Here is a 20,624-nt window from a genome sequence, read left to right as displayed (position 1 = left end):
AGAGGCTGTCGCCATGACTTCGACACTGACGCCCCCGGCCGGCACGGCCGCCCCCCGCAGAGGCTGGATCTCGAACTGGCGCCCCGACGACGAGGGCTTCTGGCAGTCGACCGGCCGGAGGACCGCCCGGCGCAACCTGGTGTGGTCCGTGCTCGCCGAGCACCTCGGCTTCTCGGTGTGGACGATGTTCAGCATCATCACCCCGTACCTGGCGGCCTCGGGGTACGACTTCACCGTCAGCCAGCTGTTCTGGCTCACCGCGGTCCCGAACCTCGTCGGCGCGTTCCTGCGCATCCCCTACACCGCGGCAGTGGCCCTGTTCGGCGGCCGGAACTGGACGATCGTCTCGGCGGCGCTGCTGGTGGTCCCGACCGGGCTCCTCGCGTACTGCGTGATGACGCCGGGCACGCCCTACTGGCTGTTCGTCGTCGCGGGCGTCACGGCCGGGTTCGGCGGCGGGAACTTCGCGTCGTCGATGGCGAACATCTCGTACTTCTACCCGGAGCGCCACCGCGGCTCCGCGCTCGGCGTCAACGCCGCGGGCGGGAACATCGGCGTCGCGGCCGTGCAGTTCTTCGGGCCCTTGGTGATCGGCGCGGCCGTCCTCGGCTCCTCGCAGGGGACCACCGACACCGGGCAGGCGTTCTACCTGCACAACGTGCCGCTGCTGTGGCTGGTCCTGTCCGTGTTCGCCGCGGTCATGGCCTGGCGCGCGATGGACAACCTGGCGGTGTCGCGGACGCCGCTGCGCGAGCAGGTCCCGGCGCTGGCGAAGCGCCACACGTGGATCATGTCGGTCCTGTACATCGGCACGTTCGGGTCGTTCATCGGCTACTCGTTCGCGTTCCCGCTGGTCATCAAGCTCGCGTTCCCGGAGTTCAACGCCCTGTGGATCGCCGCGCTCGGCCCGCTCGTCGGCTCCCTGGCGCGCCCGGTCGGCGGCTGGTTCGCCGACCGGCTCGCGGGCGCCCCGATCACCTCCGGCGCGTTCGCGCTCATGGCCGTGGGCGCGATGGGCGCGATCTGGGGCATCAACGCGGGCTCGTTCGCGCTGTTCTTCGCCTCGTTCATGGTCCTGTTCGTCTGCTCCGGGGTCGCAAACGGCTCCACGTACCGGTCGATCCCGGCGATCTTCCAGGCCGAGGCCGCCGCCGCGGCGGGCGGCCGGGCGAGCGAGGCGGAAGTGCTGCAGGCCAAGAAGATCACCGCGGCCGCGCTCGGGTGGATCTCCGCGATCGGCGCGTTCGGCGGGTTCCTCATCAACCAGGGCTTCCGGATCGCGAACGAGACGACCGGGTCGGTGGTCCCCGCGATGTGGGCGTTCGTCGGCGCGTACGCGTTCTTCCTGGTCCTCAACTGGTGGTGCTACCAGCGCACCGTGCTCGTCGCGAAGGCCCCGAGCCTCGCGTACGCCAAGGTCTGACCCTTCGCGCACGGCCCGCAATCGCCGCCTCCCGGCGATTGCGGGCCACTTAGCATTCCTGAAACACCGCTCACGTGAACGTGAAACGCCCCCTGGGCACACTCGCCCAATGTCCCGCACCCGTCGCCCCACCCAGCCGCTCGCTTCGCTCGCTTCCCCGAACCGGAATGGCTCCGCCATGCAGGACTCTTCCCGCACCCGCCTCCCCGTCCTCCGCAGCGCCGACACGCACTGCCCGTACTGCGCGCTCCAGTGCGGCATGCGGCTCGAAGAGGACGCGGACGGCACGGTCACGGCCGCGCCGCGCGGCGGCGGGATGTGCAAGAAGGGGTGGACCTCCCCCGAGCTGCTCGACCACCCCGACCGGATCACGACCCCGCTCCTTCGCGGGAGGCCCGTGTCCTGGGACGAGGCCCTCGACCACGTCGCGGCCCGCGTCAAGGCCGTGCAGGCCGCGCACGGGAAGGACGCCGTCGGGGTCTTCGGCGGCGGCGGGCTCACCAACGAGAAGGTCTACCAGCTCGGCAAGTGGACCCGGCTCGCATTGGGCACCAAGCACATCGACTACAACGGCCGGTTCTGCATGTCCTCGGCCGCCGCGGCCCTCAACCGCGCGTTCGGCGTCGACCGCGGCCTGCCCTTCCCCGCCGAGGACCTGAAGGACGCCGAGGTCGTGGTGCTCGTCGGCGCGAACCCCGCCGAGACCATGCCGCCGTTCATGCGGTTCCTCCAGAACGCCGAGCTCATCGTCGTGGACCCGCGGCGCACCGCCACCGCCGAGGCCGCGCAGCTCCACCTCCAGACCGCCCCCGGCACCGACCTCGCGCTCGCGAACGGCCTGCTGCACATCGCGATCGAGCAGGGCTTCCTCGACCGCGCCTACATCGCCGACCACACGTCCGGGTTCGACGAGGTCCGCCAGACCGCCGCCGGGTACTGGCCCGCGTTCGTCGAGCGGATCACCGGCGTCTCCGTCCCCGACCTGTACGCCGCCGCGCGCCTCATGGCGGGCAGGAAGACCGCGATCCTCACCGCGCGCGGCTCCGAGCAGCACGCCAAGGGCGTCGACACGGTCACCGCGTGGATCAACCTGGCGCTGGCCCTGGGCCTGCCGGGACGCCCGTCCTCGGGGTACGGGTGCCTCACGGGGCAGGGGAACGGGCAGGGCGGGCGCGAGCACGGGCAGAAGGCCGACCAGCTCCCCGGGTACCGGATGATCACCGATCCCGCTGCGCGCGAGCACGTCGCGGGCGTGTGGGGCGTCGATCCCGAGACGATCCCCGGCCCCGGGGTCTCGGCCGTGGAGCTGCTGCGCAAGTGCGGCGAGGAGGTGCGGATGCTGTTCGTGCTCGGCTCCAACCCGGTCGTGTCAGCGCCGCGGGCCGCGCGGGTCGCCGACCGGCTCAAGGACCTCGACTGCCTCGTGTCGCTCGACTTCGTCATGTCCGAGACCGCGCGCCTCGCCGAGGTCGTGCTGCCGGTGACGCAGTGGGCAGAGGAGGACGGCACCATGACGAACCTCGAAGGCCGCGTCATCCGCCGCCGGTCGCTGCGGCCCGCCCCCGGGGAGGTCCGCTCCGACCTGTGGATCATGAGCGAGCTCGCCGCGCGCCTCGACGCGCCCGGCGCCTACTCGACCGACCCGGAGGCGGTCTTCGCCGAACTCGGCCGCGCCTCCGCGGGCGGCAAGGCCGACTACTCGGGGATCACCTACGGGCGCATGGAGACCCAGTCGTTCCAGTGGCCCGTCCCGGCCCCGGACCACGACGGCACGCCGCGCATGTTCACCGACCTCAGGTTCTTCACCCCGGACGGCCGGGCCCGGTTCACGGCAGTGGACCACCGCCACCCCGCCGAGCGCCGCGACTCGGTGTACCCGCTGTACCTGACGACGGGCCGCATCCTCACGCAGTACCAGTCCGGGGCCCAGACCCGCCGCATCGGCTCCCTCGACGGCGAACAGTTCCTCCAGATCCACCCCGACACCGCCGTGCGCCACGGCATCGGCGACGGCGACCTGGTCCGCGTCACCTCCCGGCGCGGCTCCTACACCGCCCCGGCCCGGCTCAGCGCCGACATCCGGCCCGACACCGTGTTCAGCCCGTTCCACTTCCCCGGCGCCGCCAACGCGAACGCCGCCGTCTCCGACGTGCTCGACCCGATCTCCCGCATGCCCGAGTTCAAGGTCTGCGCCGTCAAGATCGCCCCCGCGCCCGGCCCGCGCTGAACCCGCCCCTGACGAACGTCAGGGGTCCGCGGCCCCGAATATCCGTCGAAAGACGGAGGGACTCCGGACGAATTGCCCAGGGCGGCGGGCGTTCCAGCGGCCAGAGTTGACGGTGCGGGCCCGACCGGGCCCGCGCCACCCACTCCCGATTGGACGCATCTTGCAACGCAGCACGAGACGCACCGTCCTCGTCGCGGCCGCCGCCGCGGCCGCGCTCGGCCTCGGGGCCGTCCCGGCGGCCGCCCAGGGGCCCGCACCGCAAGCGCCGCTCGCGATCCCCGAGCCGACCGGCGACTACGCCACCGGCACCACCGCGATCCACCTCGTCGACGAGGACCGCGCCGACGTCTGGGTCCCGGCCGAGCGCCGCGAGCTCATGGTCACCCTCTGGTACCCGACCGACGACGACGGCCCCACCGCCCCCTACATGACCGCCGAGGAGTCGGCGCTGTTCGGCACCCAGCTCGGCGTCCCCGGCGACCTCCTCGCCGGCGTCGAGACCAACTCCGTGGACGGCGCCGAGCCGATCGCCGCCGACGGCTCCCTGCCGCTGGTGGTCCTGTCGCCCGGGTTCTCCTTCCCGCGCGCCACCCTCACCGGCCTCGCTGAGGAGCTCGCCAGCCAGGGGTACGCCGTGGCCGCGGTCGGCCACAACTACGAGGCCCCGATCTCCTTCCCCGACCGCACCACCGAGTGCATCACCTGCGAGGACGACATCGACGGGGACACCCTCGTGCCCAACCGGGCCGCGGACCTCGACTTCGTCGTCGCCGAGCTCGAAGCGGGCGCCTGGGACGGCGCCGACCGCATCGACTTCGACCGGATCGCCGTCGGCGGCCACTCGATCGGCGGCGCCTCCGCGCACCGCGCCCTCGCCGACTTCGAGCGCTTCGACGCCGGGTTCAACCTCGACGGCACCTTCTTCGCGCTCGACCCCAAGCCCGTCCGCGAGCCGTTCCTCATGGTCGGCGCCGAGGTCCACGGGCAGCCCGGCGCGGACGACACCTGGGACCGGGCCTGGAGGAAGCTCCGCGACTGGAAGCGGTGGATCACCGTGGACGGCACCGGACACAGCGCCATGACCGACCTCGCCCCGCTCGCCGAGCAGGCCGGCCTCAACGAGGACGCCACCGACGGCTTCCGCTCCAGCGACATCGCGCGGACCTACATCACGGCCTTCCTCGACGCGCACCTGCGCTGCGAGGACGAACCGGTCCTCGACGGTCCCAGCGCCGAGTTCCCCGAGGTCGAGTTCCACCACAGGTAGGGCCCCGACCTGCAAGACCCGCAAGGGAAACCAGGAGGCCCGGCCGCTCACCGCGCGCGGCCGGGCCGACCTCACGCCCCCCGGAGCCGCTGGGGGAGGAGGAACTCCTGCGTCTCCTCGGCGACCTGACGCTCGGCGACCTCGACCGGGCCGAGGGCCGCGATCATCGCCACCACCTCGTCCACGAGCCGCGGCGGCGCCGAGGCCCCCGCGGTCACCGCCACCGTCGCCGCCCCGTCGAGCCACGCCGGATCGACCGCCGCGGCCGTCTCCACCAGGTGCGCGGCCACCCCGGCGGCCTGCGCCAGCTCCACGAGCCGGTTCGAGTTCGACGAGTTCGCCGACCCGACCACGAGCACCAGGTCCGCCTCCCCGACGACCGCCGCGACCGCCGCCTGCCGGTTGCTCGTCGCGTAGCAGATGTCCTCGGCCCCCTGGCCCCTGATGTGCGGGAACCGGTCCCGCAGCGCGGCCGCGATCGACTCGACCTCGGTCACCGCGAGGGTCGTCTGGCTCAGGTACGTGACCCGCCGCTCGTCGGCGACGCGCAGCGCCGCCACCTCCGCGGCGCTCTCCACCAGGACCGTCCGGTCCGGCGCGACCCCCATCGTGCCGACCACCTCCTCGTGGCCCTCGTGCCCGATGAGCACCACCGTGTCGCCCGCGTCCGCGGCCCGCTTCGCCTCCGCGTGGACCTTCGCGACCAGCGGGCACGTCGCGTCCACCGCGTCCAGGCCCCGCCGCCGCGCCTCGGCCTCCACCGCCGGGGCCACCCCGTGCGCCGAGAACACCACCAGCGCATCCGCGGGCACCTCGTCCAGCTCGGACACGAACACGGCCCCGCGGGCCTCCAGGCCCGCCACGACCTGCGCGTTGTGGACGATCTGGTTGCGCACGTACACCGGCGGGCCGTGCCGCTCCAGCAGCCGCTCCACGATCTCGATCGCCCGCTCCACGCCCGCGCAGAACGACCGCGGCGACGGCAGCAGGACCTTGCGCGTGGTCACCACGCCCTGCCGACGGTGCTCGCGGCCAGGCTCGTCAGCTCCGCGACCGCCCCGCCGTGCAGCCGCCGGTCCGCCAGCCCCTCGGCCGCCGCCGCCGTCAGCGTCTCGGCCGCGCGCTGGCTTGCGAGGCGGCCCCCGCACGACTCGACGAGCGCCGCCGCGCGCCGCAGCCCGTCCTCGTCCAGGGGGACCCCGGCCCGATACAGGGCCGCCAGCTCGGGCGCGTCGGCGTGCCCCGACCCGAGCGCGGCCGTCACCGGCAGGGACTTCTTGCGGTTGCGCAGGTCCGAGTAGACGGCCTTGCCGGTGACCGCCGGGTCGCCCCAGATCCCCAGCAGGTCGTCCACGTGCTGGAACGCCAGCCCGAGCCGGAACCCGAAGTCCCGCAGCGCCTCCACCTGCTCCGGCGTGCCGCCGCCGAACAGGGCCCCCAGGGCCGTCGCGCAGCCCATGAGCGAGGCCGTCTTCGCCTCGCTCATCGCCACGCACTCGGCCAGCTCCACGTGCTCGCGGTCCTCGAACCGCGTGTCGGCGAGCTGCCCCTCGATGAGCGCCCGCACGGTCTGCGCGAGCAGCCCCGCGCCCGCCGGGGCCCGGTCGCCGCCCGCCTCCGCGATCACCTCGAACGCGAGCGCGTGCAGGGCGTCGCCGACCAGGATCGCGTCGTTGACCCCGAAGACCTTCCACGCGGTCGGGCGGTGCCGCCGCAGGCCGTCGCGGTCGATGATGTCGTCGTGGATGAGGGAGAAGTTGTGGACCATCTCGACCGCGACGGCGGCCGGGACGGCGGCCCGCCAGTCGCCCGAGACGGTCTTCGCCGCCAGGAGCGTCAGGAGCGGCCGCAGGGCCTTCCCGGAGTTCGCCTCGACCGGGTTCCCGGCCTCGTCGGTCCATCCGAAGTGGTAGGCCGCGATGCGCGCGGCCGGGGCGGGGAGCCTGGCCGCGGCGGCCCGCAGGCCCGCGTCGACGGCCTCGCGCTCGGCGGTGTACTGGTCGGTCAGGACGGTCATGCGGGGGCCTCCCAATCTCGGGGTACGGGCCCGGGCGGCCGCGGCGGTGCGCTCCGCGGCCGCCCGGGGCTCACTAGCGTCCGATCTCGACGTGTTCGAGGATGCCGAGCGCGTCGGGCACCAGCACCGCCGCCGAGAAGTAGGCGCTCACCAGGTACGACATGACCGCCTTCTCGTCGATGCCCATGAACCGCACCGAGAGCCCCGGCTCGTACTCGTCCGGCAGGCCCGTCTGGTGCAGGCCCACCACGCCCTGCTCGGCCTCGCCCAGGCGCATCGCCATGATCGAGGTCGTGCCCGCCGCGGTGATCGGGATCTTGTTGCACGGCAGGATCGGGACGCCCCGCCACGCCGGCATGTGGTGCCCGTCGTACTCCGTCGGCGTCGGGTACAGGCCCCGCTTGCTGCACTCGCGCCCGATCGCCGCGATGGCCTTCGGGTGCGCCAGGATCACCCGCGTGTCCCGGCGGCGCGAGATCAGCTCGTCCAGGTCGTCGGGGGTCGGCGGGCCCGAGCGGGTCGGGATGCGCTGGCTCAGCGCCGCGTTGTGCAGGAGCCCGAACTCGCGGTTGTTCACCATCTGGTCCTCCTGCTGCTCGCGCAGGGCCTGGACGGTGAGCCGCAGCTGCTGCTCCATCTGGTTCATCGGCTGGTTGTACAGGTCGGCGACGCGGGTGTGGACGCGCAGGACCGTCTGCGCCACCGACAGCTCGTACTCGCGCGGCGCCAGCTCGTAGTCCACGAACGTCGTCGGCAGGTCCGGCTCCCCGGTGTGGCCCGCGGCGATGTCGATCGCCGACTCGCCGTGCTTGTTCTGCTTCGCCGAGCGCCCCGCCCGGTACTGCTCCAGGTGCGCCGCCAGCGACGGGATGCGCTCCACCAGCTCCGCGACCGCCGCGGTCGGCAGCGTCAGCACCGTCACCGGCGTGGCCGCGATGACGTCGTGGCCCCACACCGGCCCGGACTCGGTGAGCAGCTCCTCGCCGAAGTGGTCGCCGTCGACCAGGACCCCGAGGGAGAACCGGTCGCCGAACTTGCCCTCGCCGAACTGCTCGACGCGCCCGTGCGCGATCAGGTGCAGGCCGTCGACCGGCGCGCCCTGCTGCGCGAGGTGCTCGCCCGAGCGGATCTCGCGCTGCTCGAACCGGTCGGCGAGCGCCGCGAGGACCTCCTCGTCGGCGATGCCGCGCAGCTGCGCGATCTCGCCGAGCTCGGTGGGGATCACCCGGACGGCGTCGCCCTCGGTCGTGAACTCGACGCGGCCGTCGCCGACGACGTGCGTCAGGCGCCGGTTGACGCGGTAGGCCCCGCCCTGGGTCTGCACCCACGGGAGCAGCCGCAGGAGCCACCGGGAGGTGATCTCCTGCATCTGGGGCACGGACTTGGTGGTGGTGGCGAGGTTGCGGGCGGCGGCGGTGCTGAGGCTGGTCTGGGGGTGCTGTCCGTTGGAGGTCTGCTGGGGGACTGCCGGGTTGCTGACGACGGCGTCGGTCATGCGAACACGTCCTTCCGGTTCGAGGTCTCGCTTCGAGGCGGTTAAGGCTCGAATAGCATTTTATTGGCTACTGGGTGGTAAAACCCAATAAATCACTCAAAAGAGTTGATCAGGAGCATAGTTCGCATCGATGTAGTCGAAGCGCTCCACGGCAGTCTGGTACGCCACCGGATCACTGGCCCCACTGCGGCTGAACGGGTACTCCAGCTGGTACGTCGCGAACAGCATGAGCGCCACCATCCCCGAGATCAGCCCCACCAGCACGTACTGGTACTTCCGCGTCGGCGTCCCCAGCGTCAGCATCACCGCGAACACCAGGATCGCGCCCGGCACCAGCACCGTCCACATCGCCGCGCTCAGCCCCCGCTCCGCCTGGAGCAGCCGGTCCGTGCGGAACTCGGTGATCGCCAGGACCCCGTCCTCCGCGTCCGTCAGCCGCGCCTGCACCACGTCGTCGTCGGTCTGCGCACCCGCCACCGGCGCCCGCATCGCGTCGAGCAGCATCAGCCCGTCCGCCGACACCGGCTCCTGGTCGCGCATCGCCGGCCACTCCTCCTCGATCACCTCGTCGGTGTAGGCCCGCACCGCCTCCCGCACCAGGTCCCGCTGCCCCGGCTCCAGCGCCGCCGCCGACCAGTACACGTCGACCAGCTCGTTCGCCTCCCGGTACGTCACCTGCCCCGCCTCCTCCTTGTTCTCCCAAGCGGTGATGAGGACGAACGCGAGGACGATCGCGTAGAGCACGGTGAGCAGCTCGAAGATCGTCGTCCCGAGCTCGTTGTTGTGGGCGCGGTTGGTCGGCGGCGCGAACCGCTGGAGCAGCGCGATGACCACGCAAGCGGCGGCGACCACCATGAGGGTGAACAGGAGTCCCTGGAGCCAGATGGGCATTGACCTCACCAAACTTCGTAAAGCAAAATAAAAGGCATGAACAGTGATGAACAACGCAGAAGATTGCGGTGGGATACGTGCGTCGCCTAGTGGCCTTGGTCATCGCGGCCGTCGCGCTCATGGGCTTCTCCGGGGTCGCGCTGGCCCTCGACTACGGTTGGACGCCTTCGGAAGCGGACGAGGCCGGGCATCCGGACCACCCGACGTACCCGGGCTATCCGACGTACCCGGGGTTCCCGTGCTGGACCTACCCCGAGTACCCGCCGTATCCGACCTTCGCCGGACCGCATCCCCCGCACCCGCCGCATCCCCCGCACCCGCACTGCGAGACGGAGGAACCCGAGCCGTCCACCCCCGCCGAGCCGCCGTCGAGCCCGACGCCGTCGGCAGCGCCGTCCGAGCCGCCGCCGTCCGCGTCCCCCGGTCCATCGCCGTCCCCTTCCGAGTCCGAGGCCCCGGCGCAGCCGGCGCCGTCCAGTGAGGAGCCCCCGGCGAGCGCCGCGCCCGAGTCCGAGGCCCCGGCGCCGCCGCCGGACCCCGGTCCGCTGCCCGGCGCTCTCGCGGTCGAGGAGGCGGCGGCCCCGGTCCCCGCGGAGGAGGACGACGGCTCCGAGGTCCTTAAGAAGCGCATGGCGGCCGCGATGCTCGCGTTCGTCGCCGCGATGGGCGCCGGGGCCGCGTTCTCGGGCCGCGCGGGCAGGTAGTCGCGCCACGAGGGCGGCCCCGGGACCCGGCTCCGCGCCGGGACCGGGGCCTCCTCGGGCCTGCCCGCCTCCAGGAACCGGCCGACCCCGTGGGCCGAGGTCGCGCCGGGTGCGGCGTCGCCGAGGCGGCGCAGGGCCGCCTCGTCGTACCGGTCGGTGCCGTCCAGGTGCCACTTGTGGATCGCGGCGATCCAGTTCTTCAGGTCCTCCACGTAGGACGCGAGCGCGGCCTGCGCGGCGGCGTCGAGCCCGTGCTCGGCGGCCAGGCCGGGCAGGTCGTTCGCCTCGACCATCTGGAACTGCTCGATGCGGGCGTCGGCGAGCGCCGCGGCGACGCGCACGGCCTCGTCGCGGCCGACCCCGAGGTACTCCTCGACGACGACGACGCCGTTGGCGAGCTGGCCCTCGTACTCGACCTCCTTGTGGTACGAGCACACGTCGTTGAGCAGGCACACCGCGTCCATCGCGCACGCCTCCATCCACTGGAGGGGGCGCGAGCGCCACACCTCGTCGGGCACCTCGCGCCCGGCCCGCAGGCGCGCGAGGGACATCGTCAGGTCCGAGCCGAACGAGTCGCGGCGCATCTCCACGTAGTCGACCGGGTCGGGCACGCGGTTCTGCCCCTCGGAGTGCAGCTCCCACAGCCAGCCTTCGAGCATCTTCTCCACGGCCGCGCGGAACTCGCCGCGGCCGCGCTCGTCGAACGCGGGCGCGGTGCGCCGCCACAGGTCGTCGAGACCTTGCTCCAGCGGGTTGCCGGGGACGGGGGCCGCGCCGAGGTCCACCGGCATGAACGCCAGGAGCCGACGGTGCTGCGCGATGGCGGCGCTGAGGTCGCGGCCGCGCCCGAACGCGGCCGGGTAGTAGTCGTCGCCGTAGGTGCCCCACGCGAGCCAGTCGGCTGAGGCGTCGAGCTCCTCCGCGGTGCCCTCGGGGTCGATCCCGGCCGAGCACAGGGCGAAGTCGAAGCCGAGGAACTGGCGCCGGTTCCACAGCCCCGAGCCCGGCAGGGCCGGGTCGGGTGCGAGGAACCCCATGTCCGCGGCCCACGCCACGGCGTGCTCGCGGGACGCGTCGAGGTTCGGGTTGAGCCGCAGCGCGAACGGCTGGTGGAACGCGGGCAGCGCCGTGGGCCCGACCTGTTTGAACGGGGACCGCGTGTGCTGCTTGAGCGCGGAGGCGGCGATGCGCGCCTGGGACGTGCCGATCCCGTTGGGGCCGCTGAGGACTCGGTCGGCGGCGTCGTTCATATACCTGCTGGAGCGCATGTGCCACTCGTGGCCCCCGGCCTGCCAGTCCTGGAGTCCCTTGGCGTACAAGGCGATCGCGACCTGCTCGGGCGGCGTGACCCCTTCGGAGGCGCACAGGACGGGGATCTCGGTGAGCGCGGTGTTCTCGAACTGGTGGAGCCGCGAGGTGAGCACGTCGTTGACGAGCTCGGCGGCGGGCTGCGTGTCCAGGCCCAGGAACCGCTCGAAGACGAGGACCGCGTTCGCGTTCTCGCCCTCGCTGGTGACCTCCCGTTCGTACGAGAACAGGTCGTTGCGCAGGTGGACGGCGTCGGAGAAGGTGTCGCGCAGGACCTTCAGGGGCCGGGAGTCCGCGACCTGGTCGGGGACCTCCGCGCCCACGGCGTACTCGACGATCCCCGCCGACCACGGGGCGCCGCCGACCTTGCGGCGCATCTCGATGTACTCGATCGGGTTCGCCACGCGCTCGGAGGTGATGTTGTCGAGCTCCCACAGCGACTCGAACAGGAGGTTCACCGTGGACACGAGGAAGCGCTCGCGCCAGCCCATGGACATCGAGGGCGCGGTCCGGTCCCACAGGTCCCGCAGCCCCAGCTCGACCGGGTTCTCCGGCTCCGGGCTCGGGCCCAGGTCGAGGGGCATGAACAGGGGGATGCGGTCGAGGTACGCCTTCGCCCCGGCCTTGTCGCGGGTGCGCTTGAACGCGTCGAGGAAGTGGTCGTCGAAGAAGAACACCCACACGTACCAGTCGGTGACCAGGTCGAGCGCGGGCGCGCCGCAGTCGGGGTGCGTGTACGCGCACAGCAGCCCGTAGTCGTGGCGGTCGAGCTCGGCCTCGTCCCAGATCACCCCGCCCCCTTCGGCGGGGGCGTCGAGCATCCCCATCTCCTTGGCCCAGGTCCGCGCGTGGGCGCGGGCGCCCTCGACGTGCGGATTCAGCCGGGCGGGGTACGGGAGGTAGAACGTCGGCAACACGAACGGGTGGTTTTCTGTCATACGTGTCCCTTTGGGTGAAACCTGTCCTGCAAGGCAGATTTCACTGTAGGTGCAACGGTGAGGCCGTCGCTACACCCTGTCGGGTGACGTGCACGAACCGTCCAGACCGAGGCGCCGAAGCGTGCGCACTACTTAGCACGCGCGAAACATTGACCGCCCGATCGCGAAACAGCCCCGGGCGAACCTGGACGCCAGTCGGGGGCTGACAGCGCCGTCGCTCCGACGGCCCGGCCCCAGGGGGTGCACGCCCCCGGGCCGAGTCCGCAGTCAGCCCAGCACCTGGAGGTCCAGCGCGTGAAGGTCGCCATCGTCGGCTACGGCATGGCCGGGGCCCGCATCGCCCGCGAGCTCGGCCGCCGCGGCGTCGACGTCACCGTCTTCGGCGCCGAGCCGTCGGCCGCGTACAACCGCATCCTGCTCTCCAGCATGATCGCGGGCAAGCAGACCGAGGCCGAGATCGCCCTGCCCGTGCCGCCCGACCACGTCGAGCTGCGCCTCGGGGAGGCCGTCGAATCCGTGGACCTCGACGCGAAGACCGTCGACGGGACCCCCTTCGACAAGCTCGTGCTCGCCACGGGCGCCGAGGCGTTCGTCCCTCCGGTCCCCGGTCTCGACCCCCTCCCCACCGGGGCCTACGTCCTGCGCACCGTCGAGGACGCCCGGTCCATCCTCGACGAGGCCGCGAACCGCGCCAGCGCCGTCGTCCTCGGAGGCGGGCTCCTCGGCCTGGAGGCCGCGCGGGGCCTGGCCGGGCGCGGCATGGACGTCACCGTCGTCCACTCCGGCGGCCACCTCATGGACCGCCAGCTCGACTCCCTCGGCGCGCGGGTCCTCGCGGACGCGTACGCCGAGCTCGGGGTCGCCTCGGTGACCGACGCGCGCACCGTGCGGATCGTCCACGGCGACGACGGGCTCACGCTCGTGCTCGCCGACGGGCGCACCGTCACCGGCCAGCTCATGGTCGTCTCCTGCGGCATCAAGCCCAATGTGGACCTGGCGCGGGCGATGGGCCTGGAGACCGGCCGCGGCGTCGTCATCGACGACCGGTGCCGCACCTCCCACCCCGACGTGTTCGCGGTCGGCGACTGCGCCGAGCACCGCGGCGGCACGTACGGGCTCGTCGGGCCCGCGTGGGAGCAGGCCGACGTCGTCACCGACCTCCTCTCCGGCGTCAACCCCGACGCCGCCTACGAGGGCTCGCGCCTCGTCACCCGCCTCAAGGCCGCCGGGATCGACCTGGCCGCGATGGGCGAGGTGGACGGCGACGAGGTCGTCTCCTTCGCCGACCCGCGCCGCGGCACGTACGCGCGCCTGGTGATCGACGCCGAGGGCCGCCTCGCGGGCGCGGTCATGCTCGGCGACAACCCGATGGTGGGCCAGGTGGTCCAGTTGTTCGACACCGGCGACCCGGTGCCGCACGACCGCCGCACCCTCCTCATGGGCCGCCCCGGCGAATCCGTGTCGGTGGCCCCCGAAACCCCGGCGTCCATGCCCGACGAGGTCGTGGTCTGCCGCTGCAACAACGTCACCAAGGGCGAGCTGCGCGCCGCGTTCGCAGGCGGCGCGCGCACGCCCCAGGCCCTGTCCGACGCGACCCAGGCGTCCACCGGCTGCGGTACCTGCGCCGAGGACGTCGCCGGACTCTGCAAGTGGCTGGCCGGCACCGTCGCTGGCCTCGGACGGGCCGCGGAACAACTCGATGAGGTGTCAGCATGAGCAAACTCGTTGTCATCGGCGACGGCATGGTCGGCCGCCGGTTCCTGGAGGCGGTCGCCCAGCGCGACCCGTCATGGGACGTCACGGTCCTGTGCGAGGAGCCCCGCCCCGCCTACGACCGGGTCCGCCTCTCGGCGTTCTTCGACGGCGTCAGCGCCGAGGAGCTCTCGCTCGCCTCGGACCTCGACGGCGTGGAGGTCCGCCTCGGCGAGGCCGCGACCGAAGTGGACCGCGAGTCCAAGGTGGTCCGCTCCGCCGCAGGCGAGTACCCGTACGACAAGCTCGTGTTCGCGACCGGCTCGTACGCGTTCGTCCCGCCCGTCGAGGGCGCCGACCTGCCCGGCGTGTTCGTGTACCGCACCATCGAGGACCTCGAAGGGATCAAGGCCCACGCCGAGGGCCGCCGCCACGGCACCGTCATCGGCGGCGGGCTCCTCGGCCTCGAAGCGGCCAACGCCCTCAAGCTCCTCGGCCTCGACGTGCAGATCGTGGAGTTCGCGCCCTGGCTCATGGCCCGCCAGCTCGACGAGGCCGGCGGCGGCGTCCTCAAGCAGCACATCGAGCGGCTCGGCATCGGCGTCGACTGCGGCACCGGCGGCACGAGGATCTCTTCGTTCGCGGGGCGCCTGCGCATGGACACCAACCGCGAGGGCGTCGCCTACGACACCGACCTCATCGTCTTCGCCGCGGGCGTGCGCCCCCGCGACCAGCTCGCCCGCGACTGCGGCATCGAGGTCGGCGAGCGCGGCGGCATCGTCACCGACGCCTCCTGCGCCACCTCCGACCCCGACGTGTACGCGATCGGCGAAGTGGCCGCCATGGAAGGCGTCTGCTACGGGCTCGTCGCCCCCGGGTACGCGATGGCCGAGACCGTCGCCGACCGCCTCGCGGGCGGCGAGGCCACGTTCCCCGGCGCCGACATGTCCACCAAGCTCAAGCTCCTCGGCGTCGACGTCGCCCAGTTCGGGGCCTTCGACGGGCCCCTCGCCACCACCTACCTCGACCCCGCGAACGGCACCTACGCGAAACTCGTCCTCTCCGACGACGCCCAGACGCTCCTGGGAGGCATGCTCGTCGGCGACGCCGAGCCCTACCCGCTGCTGCGCGCCAGCGTCGGCGGGAAGGTCCCCGGCACCCTCGCCGACCTCCTCGGCGGCGGCGAGGTCCAAGGCTCCCTCCCCGACGGCGCGCAGGTCTGCTCCTGCAACGCCGTCACCAAGGGCGAGATCATGGGCGCCATCCGCGAAGGCTGCCACGACGTCGCCGACCTCAAGTCCTGCACCAAGGCCGGGACCTCCTGCGGCTCATGCGTCCCCATGCTCAAGCAGCTCCTCGCCGAAGGCGGCGTCGAGGTCTCCAAGGCCGTGTGCGAGCACTTCGCGCAGTCGCGCGCCGAACTGTTCGACATCGTCAAGGTCACCGGCATCACCACCTTCTCCGAGCTCATCGCCCGCCACGGCGCCGGCTCCGGCTGCGACCTGTGCAAACCCGCCGTTGCCTCCATCCTCGCCTCACTGTCCAACGGCCACATCCTCGACGGCGAGCAGGCCGCCCTCCAGGACACCAACGACCACTTCCTCGCCAACATGCAGCGCAACGGCACCTACTCCGTCGTCCCGCGCATCCCCGGCGGCGAGATCACCCCCGACAAGCTCATCGTCATCGGCGAGGTCGCCAAGGAGTTCGACCTCTACACCAAGATCACCGGCGGCCAGCGCATCGACATGTTCGGCGCCCGCGTCGAAGACCTCCCCAAGATCTGGCGCAAGCTCGTGGACGCCGGCTTCGAGTCCGGCCACGCCTACGGCAAGGCCCTGCGCACCGTCAAGTCCTGCGTCGGCACCGACTGGTGCCGCTACGGCGTCCAGGACTCCGTCAAGATGGCCATCGACCTCGAACTGCGCTACCGGGGCCTGCGCAGCCCCCACAAGCTCAAATCCGCCGTCTCCGGCTGCGCCCGCGAATGCGCCGAGGCCCGCAGCAAGGACTTCGGCGTCATCGCCACCGAGCACGGCTGGAACCTCTACGTCGGCGGCAACGGCGGCTTCACGCCCCGCCACGCCGACCTCCTCCTGTCCGACGTGGACACCGAGACCCTGGTCCGCACCATCGACCGGTTCCTCATGTTCTACATCTCCACCGCCGACCGGCTCCAGCGCACCTCCAAATGGGTCGAGGCCCTCGACGGCGGCCTCGGCTACCTCCGCGGCGTCATCGTCGACGACCGGCTCGGCATCTGCGCCGACCTCGACGCCATGATGGCCAAGCACGTCGAGCACTACGCCGACGAGTGGAAGGGCGTCATCGACGACCCCGAGAAGCTCCAGCGGTTCGTCTCCTTCGTCAACGCCCCCGAGACCCCCGACCCCACCATCGAGTTCGAAGAGGTCCGCGGCCAGAAGTTCCCCGCCGGGAGCACCGAGCGCTCCCGGCCCGTCCTGCTCGGCACGCCCGCCATCCGCTCGTCCCAAGGGAAGTGATCCACGTGGAACCCATCTGCGCATTCGACCGGCTCGTCCCCGGGCGCGGCGTCGCCGCACTCCTCGCCGACGGCGCCCAGGTCGCCCTGTTCCGCCTCCTCGACGACAGCCTCCACGCCGTCGCCAACCGCGACCCGTTCACCGGCGCCAACGTCCTCTCCCGCGGGCTCGTGGGCGACCGCGGCGGCGAACCCGTCGTCGTCAGCCCCCTCCTCAAGCAGGCGTTCTCCCTCACCACCGGCGCCTGCCTCGACGACCCCGCCGTCGCCCTGGAGGTCTACGCCGTGGAAGTTCGCGACGGCGAGATCCGCGTGGGCGCCCGCACCGAAGCGGAAGTCGCCGCCTGATGGCCGCCGCCGGAGCCCCCGTCCGCGAGGCCGAGACGACGCTCGCGCCCCTGACCGGCTACACCGTGGCCGTCACCGCGCAGCGCCGCGCCGACGAGCTCGCGACCCTGCTGGAGCGCCGCGGCGCCCGCACGATCGTCGCCCCGACGCTGCGGATCGTCCCGCTCCCCGACGACGAGGCCCTCCGCGCGGCCACCGTCGAACTCATCCGCGAGGCCCCCGACCTCGTCGTCGCCACCACCGGCATCGGCTTCCGCGGCTGGCTGGAGGCCGCCGAAGGATGGGGCATGGGCGAGGACCTGCTCGACGTCCTCGCCCGCGCCCGCATCCTCTGCCGCGGCCCCAAAGCCCTCGGCGCCGTCCGCGCCGCCGGGCTCACCGAGGAGTGGACCGCGCCCTCCGAGACCGGCGACGAGGTCGTGGAGTACCTCCGCGAACGCGGCGTCTCGGGCCAGCGGGTCGCGATCCAGCTCCACGGCGACCCCGCCGAGGACTTCATCCGCACCGTCCGCGCCGGAGGCGGCGCCGCCGTCCCCGTCCCCGTCTACCGCTGGACCCTCCCCACCGACATCACCCCCGTCCAGCGCCTCGTCGACGCCATCTGCGCCCGCCGCATCGACGCCGTCACCTTCACCTCCGCGCCCGCCGCGAACGCGCTCCTGCGCATCGCGGGCGACCAGGCCGCCGACATGCTGGAGGCGTTCCGCGCCCCCGCCGAGGACAACGGCGTCCTCCCCGTCGCGGTCGGCCCCGTCACCGCCTCCCCCCTGTCCCGCTTGGGGGTCGACATGGTCCAGCCGCAGCGCGCCCGCCTCGGCTCGCTCGTGCGCACCGTCGCCTCCGCGCTCCCCAAGCGCTCCCGGCGGCTCCAGCTCGCCACCGGCCACCGCATCGAGCTGCGCGGCCACATGGTCCTCCTCGACGACCAGCCGTTCCAGCTCCCGCCCGCCCCGATGGCGGTCATCCGGGCGCTGGCCTCCGCCAACGGGAAGGTCCTGTCCAGAGCGGAGCTGCTGGGGCACCTGCCGCGGGGCGCCGACGGCCACGCGGTCGAGATGGCGGTGACGCGGCTGCGCGACGCCGTGCGCCTGCGGTCCTGTGTGGAGACGGTGATCAAGCGCGGGTACCGCCTGAACCTCGAAGTGTGAGGGGTGTGCGGGGAAGGGCATCCCTTTGTACGATGAGGGAGCCCGAGTTACCGCCTGCAATCTGAATCGGAGGACGCCATGGCGTACCCGCCAGCGCCCCAGTACCCGCAGCAGCCGCTGCCGCAGGGACCGAAGACCAGGCCGGGGTCGGTCACGGCCGTGGTGTGGATCCAGTACCTGACGGCGGCGCTCCTCGTCGTCACCGGGATCGCGATGTTCTCGGTCATGTCGGCGGTCAAGGACGTCGTCAGCGACGAGGTCCTCAACGACCCCTCCCTCTCCGACGCGGGCATTACCGCCGACGACGTCTCCACGATCATGACGGTCACGTTCGCGGCCGTCGCGGGCGTCTACCTGCTGTTCGCGGTGTTCTACGTGATCCTGGGCATCCTCAACGGCAAGGGCAACCGGGCCGGTCGCATCCTGTCGTGGGTGCTCTCGGGCATCGCGCTGCTGTGCTGCGGCCTGTTCGGGCTCATCGGCAAGGTCGGCGAGACCACCTACAACGTCAACGGCACCGAGTACCAGGACGAGATGACGACGGCGGTGGAGAACGCGACGCCGGCGTGGGTGAACGCCCTCGACTGGATCACGATCCTCATGTTCATCGTCGGCTCGCTCCTCGTGGTCATCCTCCTCGCGATCCCGGCCTCGAACGAGTTCTTCCGCAAGGAGGACCTGGGCGCGGGCCCGTACCAGGGCCAGCCGCCCTACGGCCAGCAGCCCGGCCAGCCCGGCCAGCCCGGCCAGCCCGGCCAGCCCGGCCAGCCCGGTCAGCCCGGCCAGCCCCCGTACGGCCAGCAGCCGCCCGGGCCGCCGACCGTCTAGCGGCGCAACGACAGACACATCGGGAACGGCCCCGCCTCCGGGCGGGGCCGTTCCGCGTTCCGTTGCCCCGCAGGGTTAACCGGGGGGCGCGGTGGGGGGCGGGACCTTGAACGACCGCTCCCGGTCGTACCGCTCCAGGGCCTCGGCGTCGGCCTCCGTCCCGTGCCAGGCCGCGAGCAGTTCGCCTTCGCGCCTGCGGCTCAGGCCCGCGCGCAGGGTGGGCGCGGCCGAGTTGGTGTTCCACCACCGCTCGATGGTGGTGGCGAGCGTCGAGAGCCGCAGCCCGGCCGCGACGGCCGGGGCGGAGGGGCGGCTGCCGTGCCCGTCGTAGTCGGGCGAGGGCGCCCAGAAGCCGAGCGATTCGTGTCCGGCCCAGGCGGTCACCTCCTGTTCGAGGATGAACTCCTGCGAGACCCACGTGAGGTCGGGGCGCTCCTTGAGGACGCCCTGCTCGATGAGGGCGTCGGCGATGCCGTCGAAGAACGCCTCCATGCCGATGTGGTCGCCGATGGCGTCGAACGTGCCGGTGAGCCCCGCGTCGGCGGCGTCCAGGAGCCAGGTCGCGTAGTCCTCGACGTCGATCCACTGGACCGGGCGCTCCCGCGGCCCGGGGGCGAGGATCTCGCCGCCCTCGCTGAAGCGCAGCGGCCAGTAGCCGAGCCGGTCGACCGGGTCCCCGGCGCCGACGATGAGGCCGGGGCGGGTGACGAGCGCGCGGTCGCCGAGGCGGTCGCGCACCATGTTCTCGATGGCGACCTTGCTGGCGCCGTAGACCTCCACGGACGGGTCGGTGGAGTCGTCGGGGGCGGGCTCGTACAGCTCGTCCGTGACCGTGGCGTGCTCGGCGTAGGCCGAGATCGAGGAGATGAACGACCAGTGCCCGGCGCCGTCGGCGAGGGCGTCGAGGACCGGCCCGACGTGCGCGGGGATGCGCGCCACGTCGAAGACCGCGTCGAACTCCCTGCCGCGCAGGGCGTCCACGCCGCCTTCGACGCTGCGGTCGATCGCGACGAACTCGGCACCCTCGGGGGGTTCCCCGCTGGCGCCGCGGGAGGCGACGGTGACCCGGTGGCCGCGTTCGAGTGCGAGCGCGGCGATCTTGTGCGAGAGGTAGACGGTCCCGCCGAGGACGAGGACCCGCTTCGGTTGCGTGCTCATGCCCTTGAGCATGGCGGCCGACCGGCCGGCGGGCAAGGGCGTTCGCCCACGGCGCATCCGCTCACAGCAGCGGGCGGGGCGGCCGGGGTTTCAGGATGGCATCGCGGCGGTCTTGCGGCGGGGCGCGCGCGGGCTCAATATGCTGGGAAGAGACCCGGGGAGGGCGCCATGACCGACGATTGGGACGCCGCGGCCGACGACGCGGATTTCGGCGCGGATTTCGGCACGGCGGGCGGCGCGGACGCCGGCGCCGCCGCCGGCGGCTTCGGCGACGACTTCTTCGCAGACCTGGAGTCCGCGCCCGGCACGGACACGGGCGCCGAGGACCTCTTCGCCGCCGACGGCCCCGACGAGTACTTCTACGAGGCCGAAGGCGACGGCACCTTCGAAACCGCCGCCGCCGACTCCCCGGACACGCCTGACGCGCCCGGGCCCGACGACTTCACCGACGCCGACTTCCCCTTCGACCTCGACTTCGACGTCGGAGGCGAAGGCTGACCGGCCCGTGCCCTCGGACCGCCTGCCGCTCTTGGGCCGTGCCGCGTCCTCGGACCGCCCGCCGCTGTCGGTCCCCTCGGGCACGCTTGCAAGCGGGGGCGACTGCGAACCCGCGCATCCTTCGCGTTCGCGCCGGTCGCGTCCACTCCGCGGGCCCCGGCCCGACCCCGGGGGCGGTG

General features: G+C 72.7%; 15 protein-coding genes. 9 read left to right on the top strand and 6 right to left on the bottom strand.

Features of this window, described 5'->3' with window-relative positions:
• Window positions 1–13: 13 nt before the first annotated feature.
• The 3 genes from ACFFXY_RS13595 to ACFFXY_RS13585 all read left to right on the top strand — a co-directional run bounded on the left by ACFFXY_RS13595 (window position 14) and on the right by ACFFXY_RS13585 (window position 4,917).
• A complete protein-coding gene (locus ACFFXY_RS13595; RefSeq protein ID WP_382351194.1) occupies window positions 14–1,423 on the top strand; it encodes an MFS transporter in 1,410 nt (469 codons plus the stop codon).
• Between the two features lie 178 nt (window positions 1,424–1,601).
• Entirely contained in the window at window positions 1,602–3,650 is a 2,049-nt protein-coding gene (locus ACFFXY_RS13590) for a molybdopterin oxidoreductase family protein (RefSeq protein WP_382351192.1), read from the top strand.
• A 160-nt stretch (window positions 3,651–3,810) separates the two neighbouring features.
• Complete coding sequence (locus ACFFXY_RS13585) at window positions 3,811–4,917, top strand: alpha/beta hydrolase family protein (protein ID WP_382351189.1); 1,107 nt, start codon at window positions 3,811–3,813, stop codon at window positions 4,915–4,917.
• A gap of 71 nt (window positions 4,918–4,988) precedes the next feature.
• Here the strand turns inward: ACFFXY_RS13585 and ispH are convergent, their stop codons facing one another.
• From ispH to ACFFXY_RS13560, 5 genes are all read right to left on the bottom strand, one after another.
• Window positions 4,989–5,924 (bottom strand): 4-hydroxy-3-methylbut-2-enyl diphosphate reductase, encoded by a 936-nt coding sequence (gene ispH / locus ACFFXY_RS13580; RefSeq protein ID WP_382351186.1) that lies wholly within the window; start codon window positions 5,922–5,924, stop codon window positions 4,989–4,991.
• On the bottom strand, window positions 5,921–6,934 hold the full coding sequence (locus ACFFXY_RS13575; RefSeq protein ID WP_382351184.1) for a polyprenyl synthetase family protein: 1,014 nt from the start codon (window positions 6,932–6,934) through the stop codon (window positions 5,921–5,923). The genes ispH and ACFFXY_RS13575 overlap by 4 nt, the downstream gene beginning before the upstream one ends.
• A 73-nt stretch (window positions 6,935–7,007) precedes the next feature.
• Complete coding sequence (locus ACFFXY_RS13570) at window positions 7,008–8,429, bottom strand: family 2B encapsulin nanocompartment shell protein (protein WP_382351181.1); 1,422 nt, start codon at window positions 8,427–8,429, stop codon at window positions 7,008–7,010.
• A gap of 96 nt (window positions 8,430–8,525) precedes the next feature.
• Complete coding sequence (locus tag ACFFXY_RS13565; protein WP_382351178.1) at window positions 8,526–9,320, bottom strand: bestrophin-like domain; 795 nt, start codon at window positions 9,318–9,320, stop codon at window positions 8,526–8,528.
• Window positions 9,321–9,567: 247 nt separating this feature from the next.
• Window positions 9,568–12,270: a terpene synthase family protein gene (locus ACFFXY_RS13560; protein WP_382351175.1), complete on the bottom strand. Its 2,703-nt coding sequence runs from the start codon at window positions 12,268–12,270 to the stop codon at window positions 9,568–9,570.
• Window positions 12,271–12,564: 294 nt separating this feature from the next.
• Here ACFFXY_RS13560 and ACFFXY_RS13555 point away from each other — a divergent pair, with 294 nt between their 5' ends.
• The 5 genes from ACFFXY_RS13555 to ACFFXY_RS13535 all read left to right on the top strand — a co-directional run bounded on the left by ACFFXY_RS13555 (window position 12,565) and on the right by ACFFXY_RS13535 (window position 18,789).
• A complete protein-coding gene (locus tag ACFFXY_RS13555) occupies window positions 12,565–13,986 on the top strand; it encodes an FAD-dependent oxidoreductase (protein WP_382351172.1) in 1,422 nt (473 codons plus the stop codon).
• Window positions 13,983–16,466, top strand: coding sequence for a nitrite reductase large subunit NirB (gene nirB, locus ACFFXY_RS13550; protein WP_382351169.1), 2,484 nt, complete (start codon window positions 13,983–13,985; stop codon window positions 16,464–16,466). Before ACFFXY_RS13555 ends, nirB begins: the two co-directional genes overlap by 4 nt.
• 5 nt (window positions 16,467–16,471) lie before the next feature.
• Entirely contained in the window at window positions 16,472–16,813 is a 342-nt protein-coding gene (gene nirD / locus ACFFXY_RS13545; protein ID WP_382351166.1) for a nitrite reductase small subunit NirD, read from the top strand.
• A complete protein-coding gene (locus ACFFXY_RS13540) occupies window positions 16,813–17,961 on the top strand; it encodes a uroporphyrinogen-III synthase (RefSeq protein WP_382351163.1) in 1,149 nt (382 codons plus the stop codon). The genes nirD and ACFFXY_RS13540 overlap by 1 nt, the downstream gene beginning before the upstream one ends.
• 78 nt (window positions 17,962–18,039) lie before the next feature.
• Window positions 18,040–18,789, top strand: coding sequence for a hypothetical protein (locus tag ACFFXY_RS13535; RefSeq protein ID WP_382351160.1), 750 nt, complete (start codon window positions 18,040–18,042; stop codon window positions 18,787–18,789).
• Window positions 18,790–18,864: 75 nt separating this feature from the next.
• Here ACFFXY_RS13535 and ACFFXY_RS13530 read toward each other — a convergent pair whose 3' ends face one another.
• Complete coding sequence (locus ACFFXY_RS13530) at window positions 18,865–19,947, bottom strand: NAD-dependent epimerase/dehydratase family protein (protein ID WP_382351157.1); 1,083 nt, start codon at window positions 19,945–19,947, stop codon at window positions 18,865–18,867.
• A gap of 168 nt (window positions 19,948–20,115) precedes the next feature.
• On the opposite strand from ACFFXY_RS13530, the gene ACFFXY_RS13525 reads away from it, so the two are divergent.
• Window positions 20,116–20,445, top strand: a complete 330-nt coding sequence (locus tag ACFFXY_RS13525; protein ID WP_382351154.1) for a hypothetical protein — start codon at window positions 20,116–20,118, stop codon at window positions 20,443–20,445.
• Window positions 20,446–20,624: the final 179 nt, after the last annotated feature.

The sequence above is a fragment of the Glycomyces mayteni genome (assembly GCF_042428885.1).
In the GTDB taxonomy this organism is placed as follows: domain Bacteria; phylum Actinomycetota; class Actinomycetes; order Mycobacteriales; family Micromonosporaceae; genus Glycomyces; species Glycomyces mayteni.
The sequence above is the reverse complement of the archived record's forward strand: the minus strand, read 5'-3'. Positions and strand labels throughout refer to the sequence as shown.

What these genes read in the sequence shown, in the direction of transcription:
- ACFFXY_RS13570 (WP_382351181.1), bottom strand. Translation starts at nt 8,429, where the DNA reads ATGACCGACGCCGTCGTCAGCAACCCGGCAGTCCCCCAGCAGACCTCC.
- ACFFXY_RS13590 (WP_382351192.1), top strand. Translation starts at nt 1,602, where the DNA reads ATGCAGGACTCTTCCCGCACCCGCCTCCCCGTCCTCCGCAGCGCCGAC.
- ACFFXY_RS13535 (WP_382351160.1), top strand. Translation starts at nt 18,040, where the DNA reads ATGGCGTACCCGCCAGCGCCCCAGTACCCGCAGCAGCCGCTGCCGCAG.
- nirB (WP_382351169.1), top strand. Translation starts at nt 13,983, where the DNA reads ATGAGCAAACTCGTTGTCATCGGCGACGGCATGGTCGGCCGCCGGTTC.
- ACFFXY_RS13595 (WP_382351194.1), top strand. Translation starts at nt 14, where the DNA reads ATGACTTCGACACTGACGCCCCCGGCCGGCACGGCCGCCCCCCGCAGA.
- ACFFXY_RS13540 (WP_382351163.1), top strand. Translation starts at nt 16,813, where the DNA reads ATGGCCGCCGCCGGAGCCCCCGTCCGCGAGGCCGAGACGACGCTCGCG.
- ACFFXY_RS13530 (WP_382351157.1), bottom strand. Translation starts at nt 19,947, where the DNA reads ATGAGCACGCAACCGAAGCGGGTCCTCGTCCTCGGCGGGACCGTCTAC.
- ACFFXY_RS13575 (WP_382351184.1), bottom strand. Translation starts at nt 6,934, where the DNA reads ATGACCGTCCTGACCGACCAGTACACCGCCGAGCGCGAGGCCGTCGAC.
- ACFFXY_RS13560 (WP_382351175.1), bottom strand. Translation starts at nt 12,270, where the DNA reads ATGACAGAAAACCACCCGTTCGTGTTGCCGACGTTCTACCTCCCGTAC.
- ACFFXY_RS13565 (WP_382351178.1), bottom strand. Translation starts at nt 9,320, where the DNA reads ATGCCCATCTGGCTCCAGGGACTCCTGTTCACCCTCATGGTGGTCGCC.
- ACFFXY_RS13525 (WP_382351154.1), top strand. Translation starts at nt 20,116, where the DNA reads ATGACCGACGATTGGGACGCCGCGGCCGACGACGCGGATTTCGGCGCG.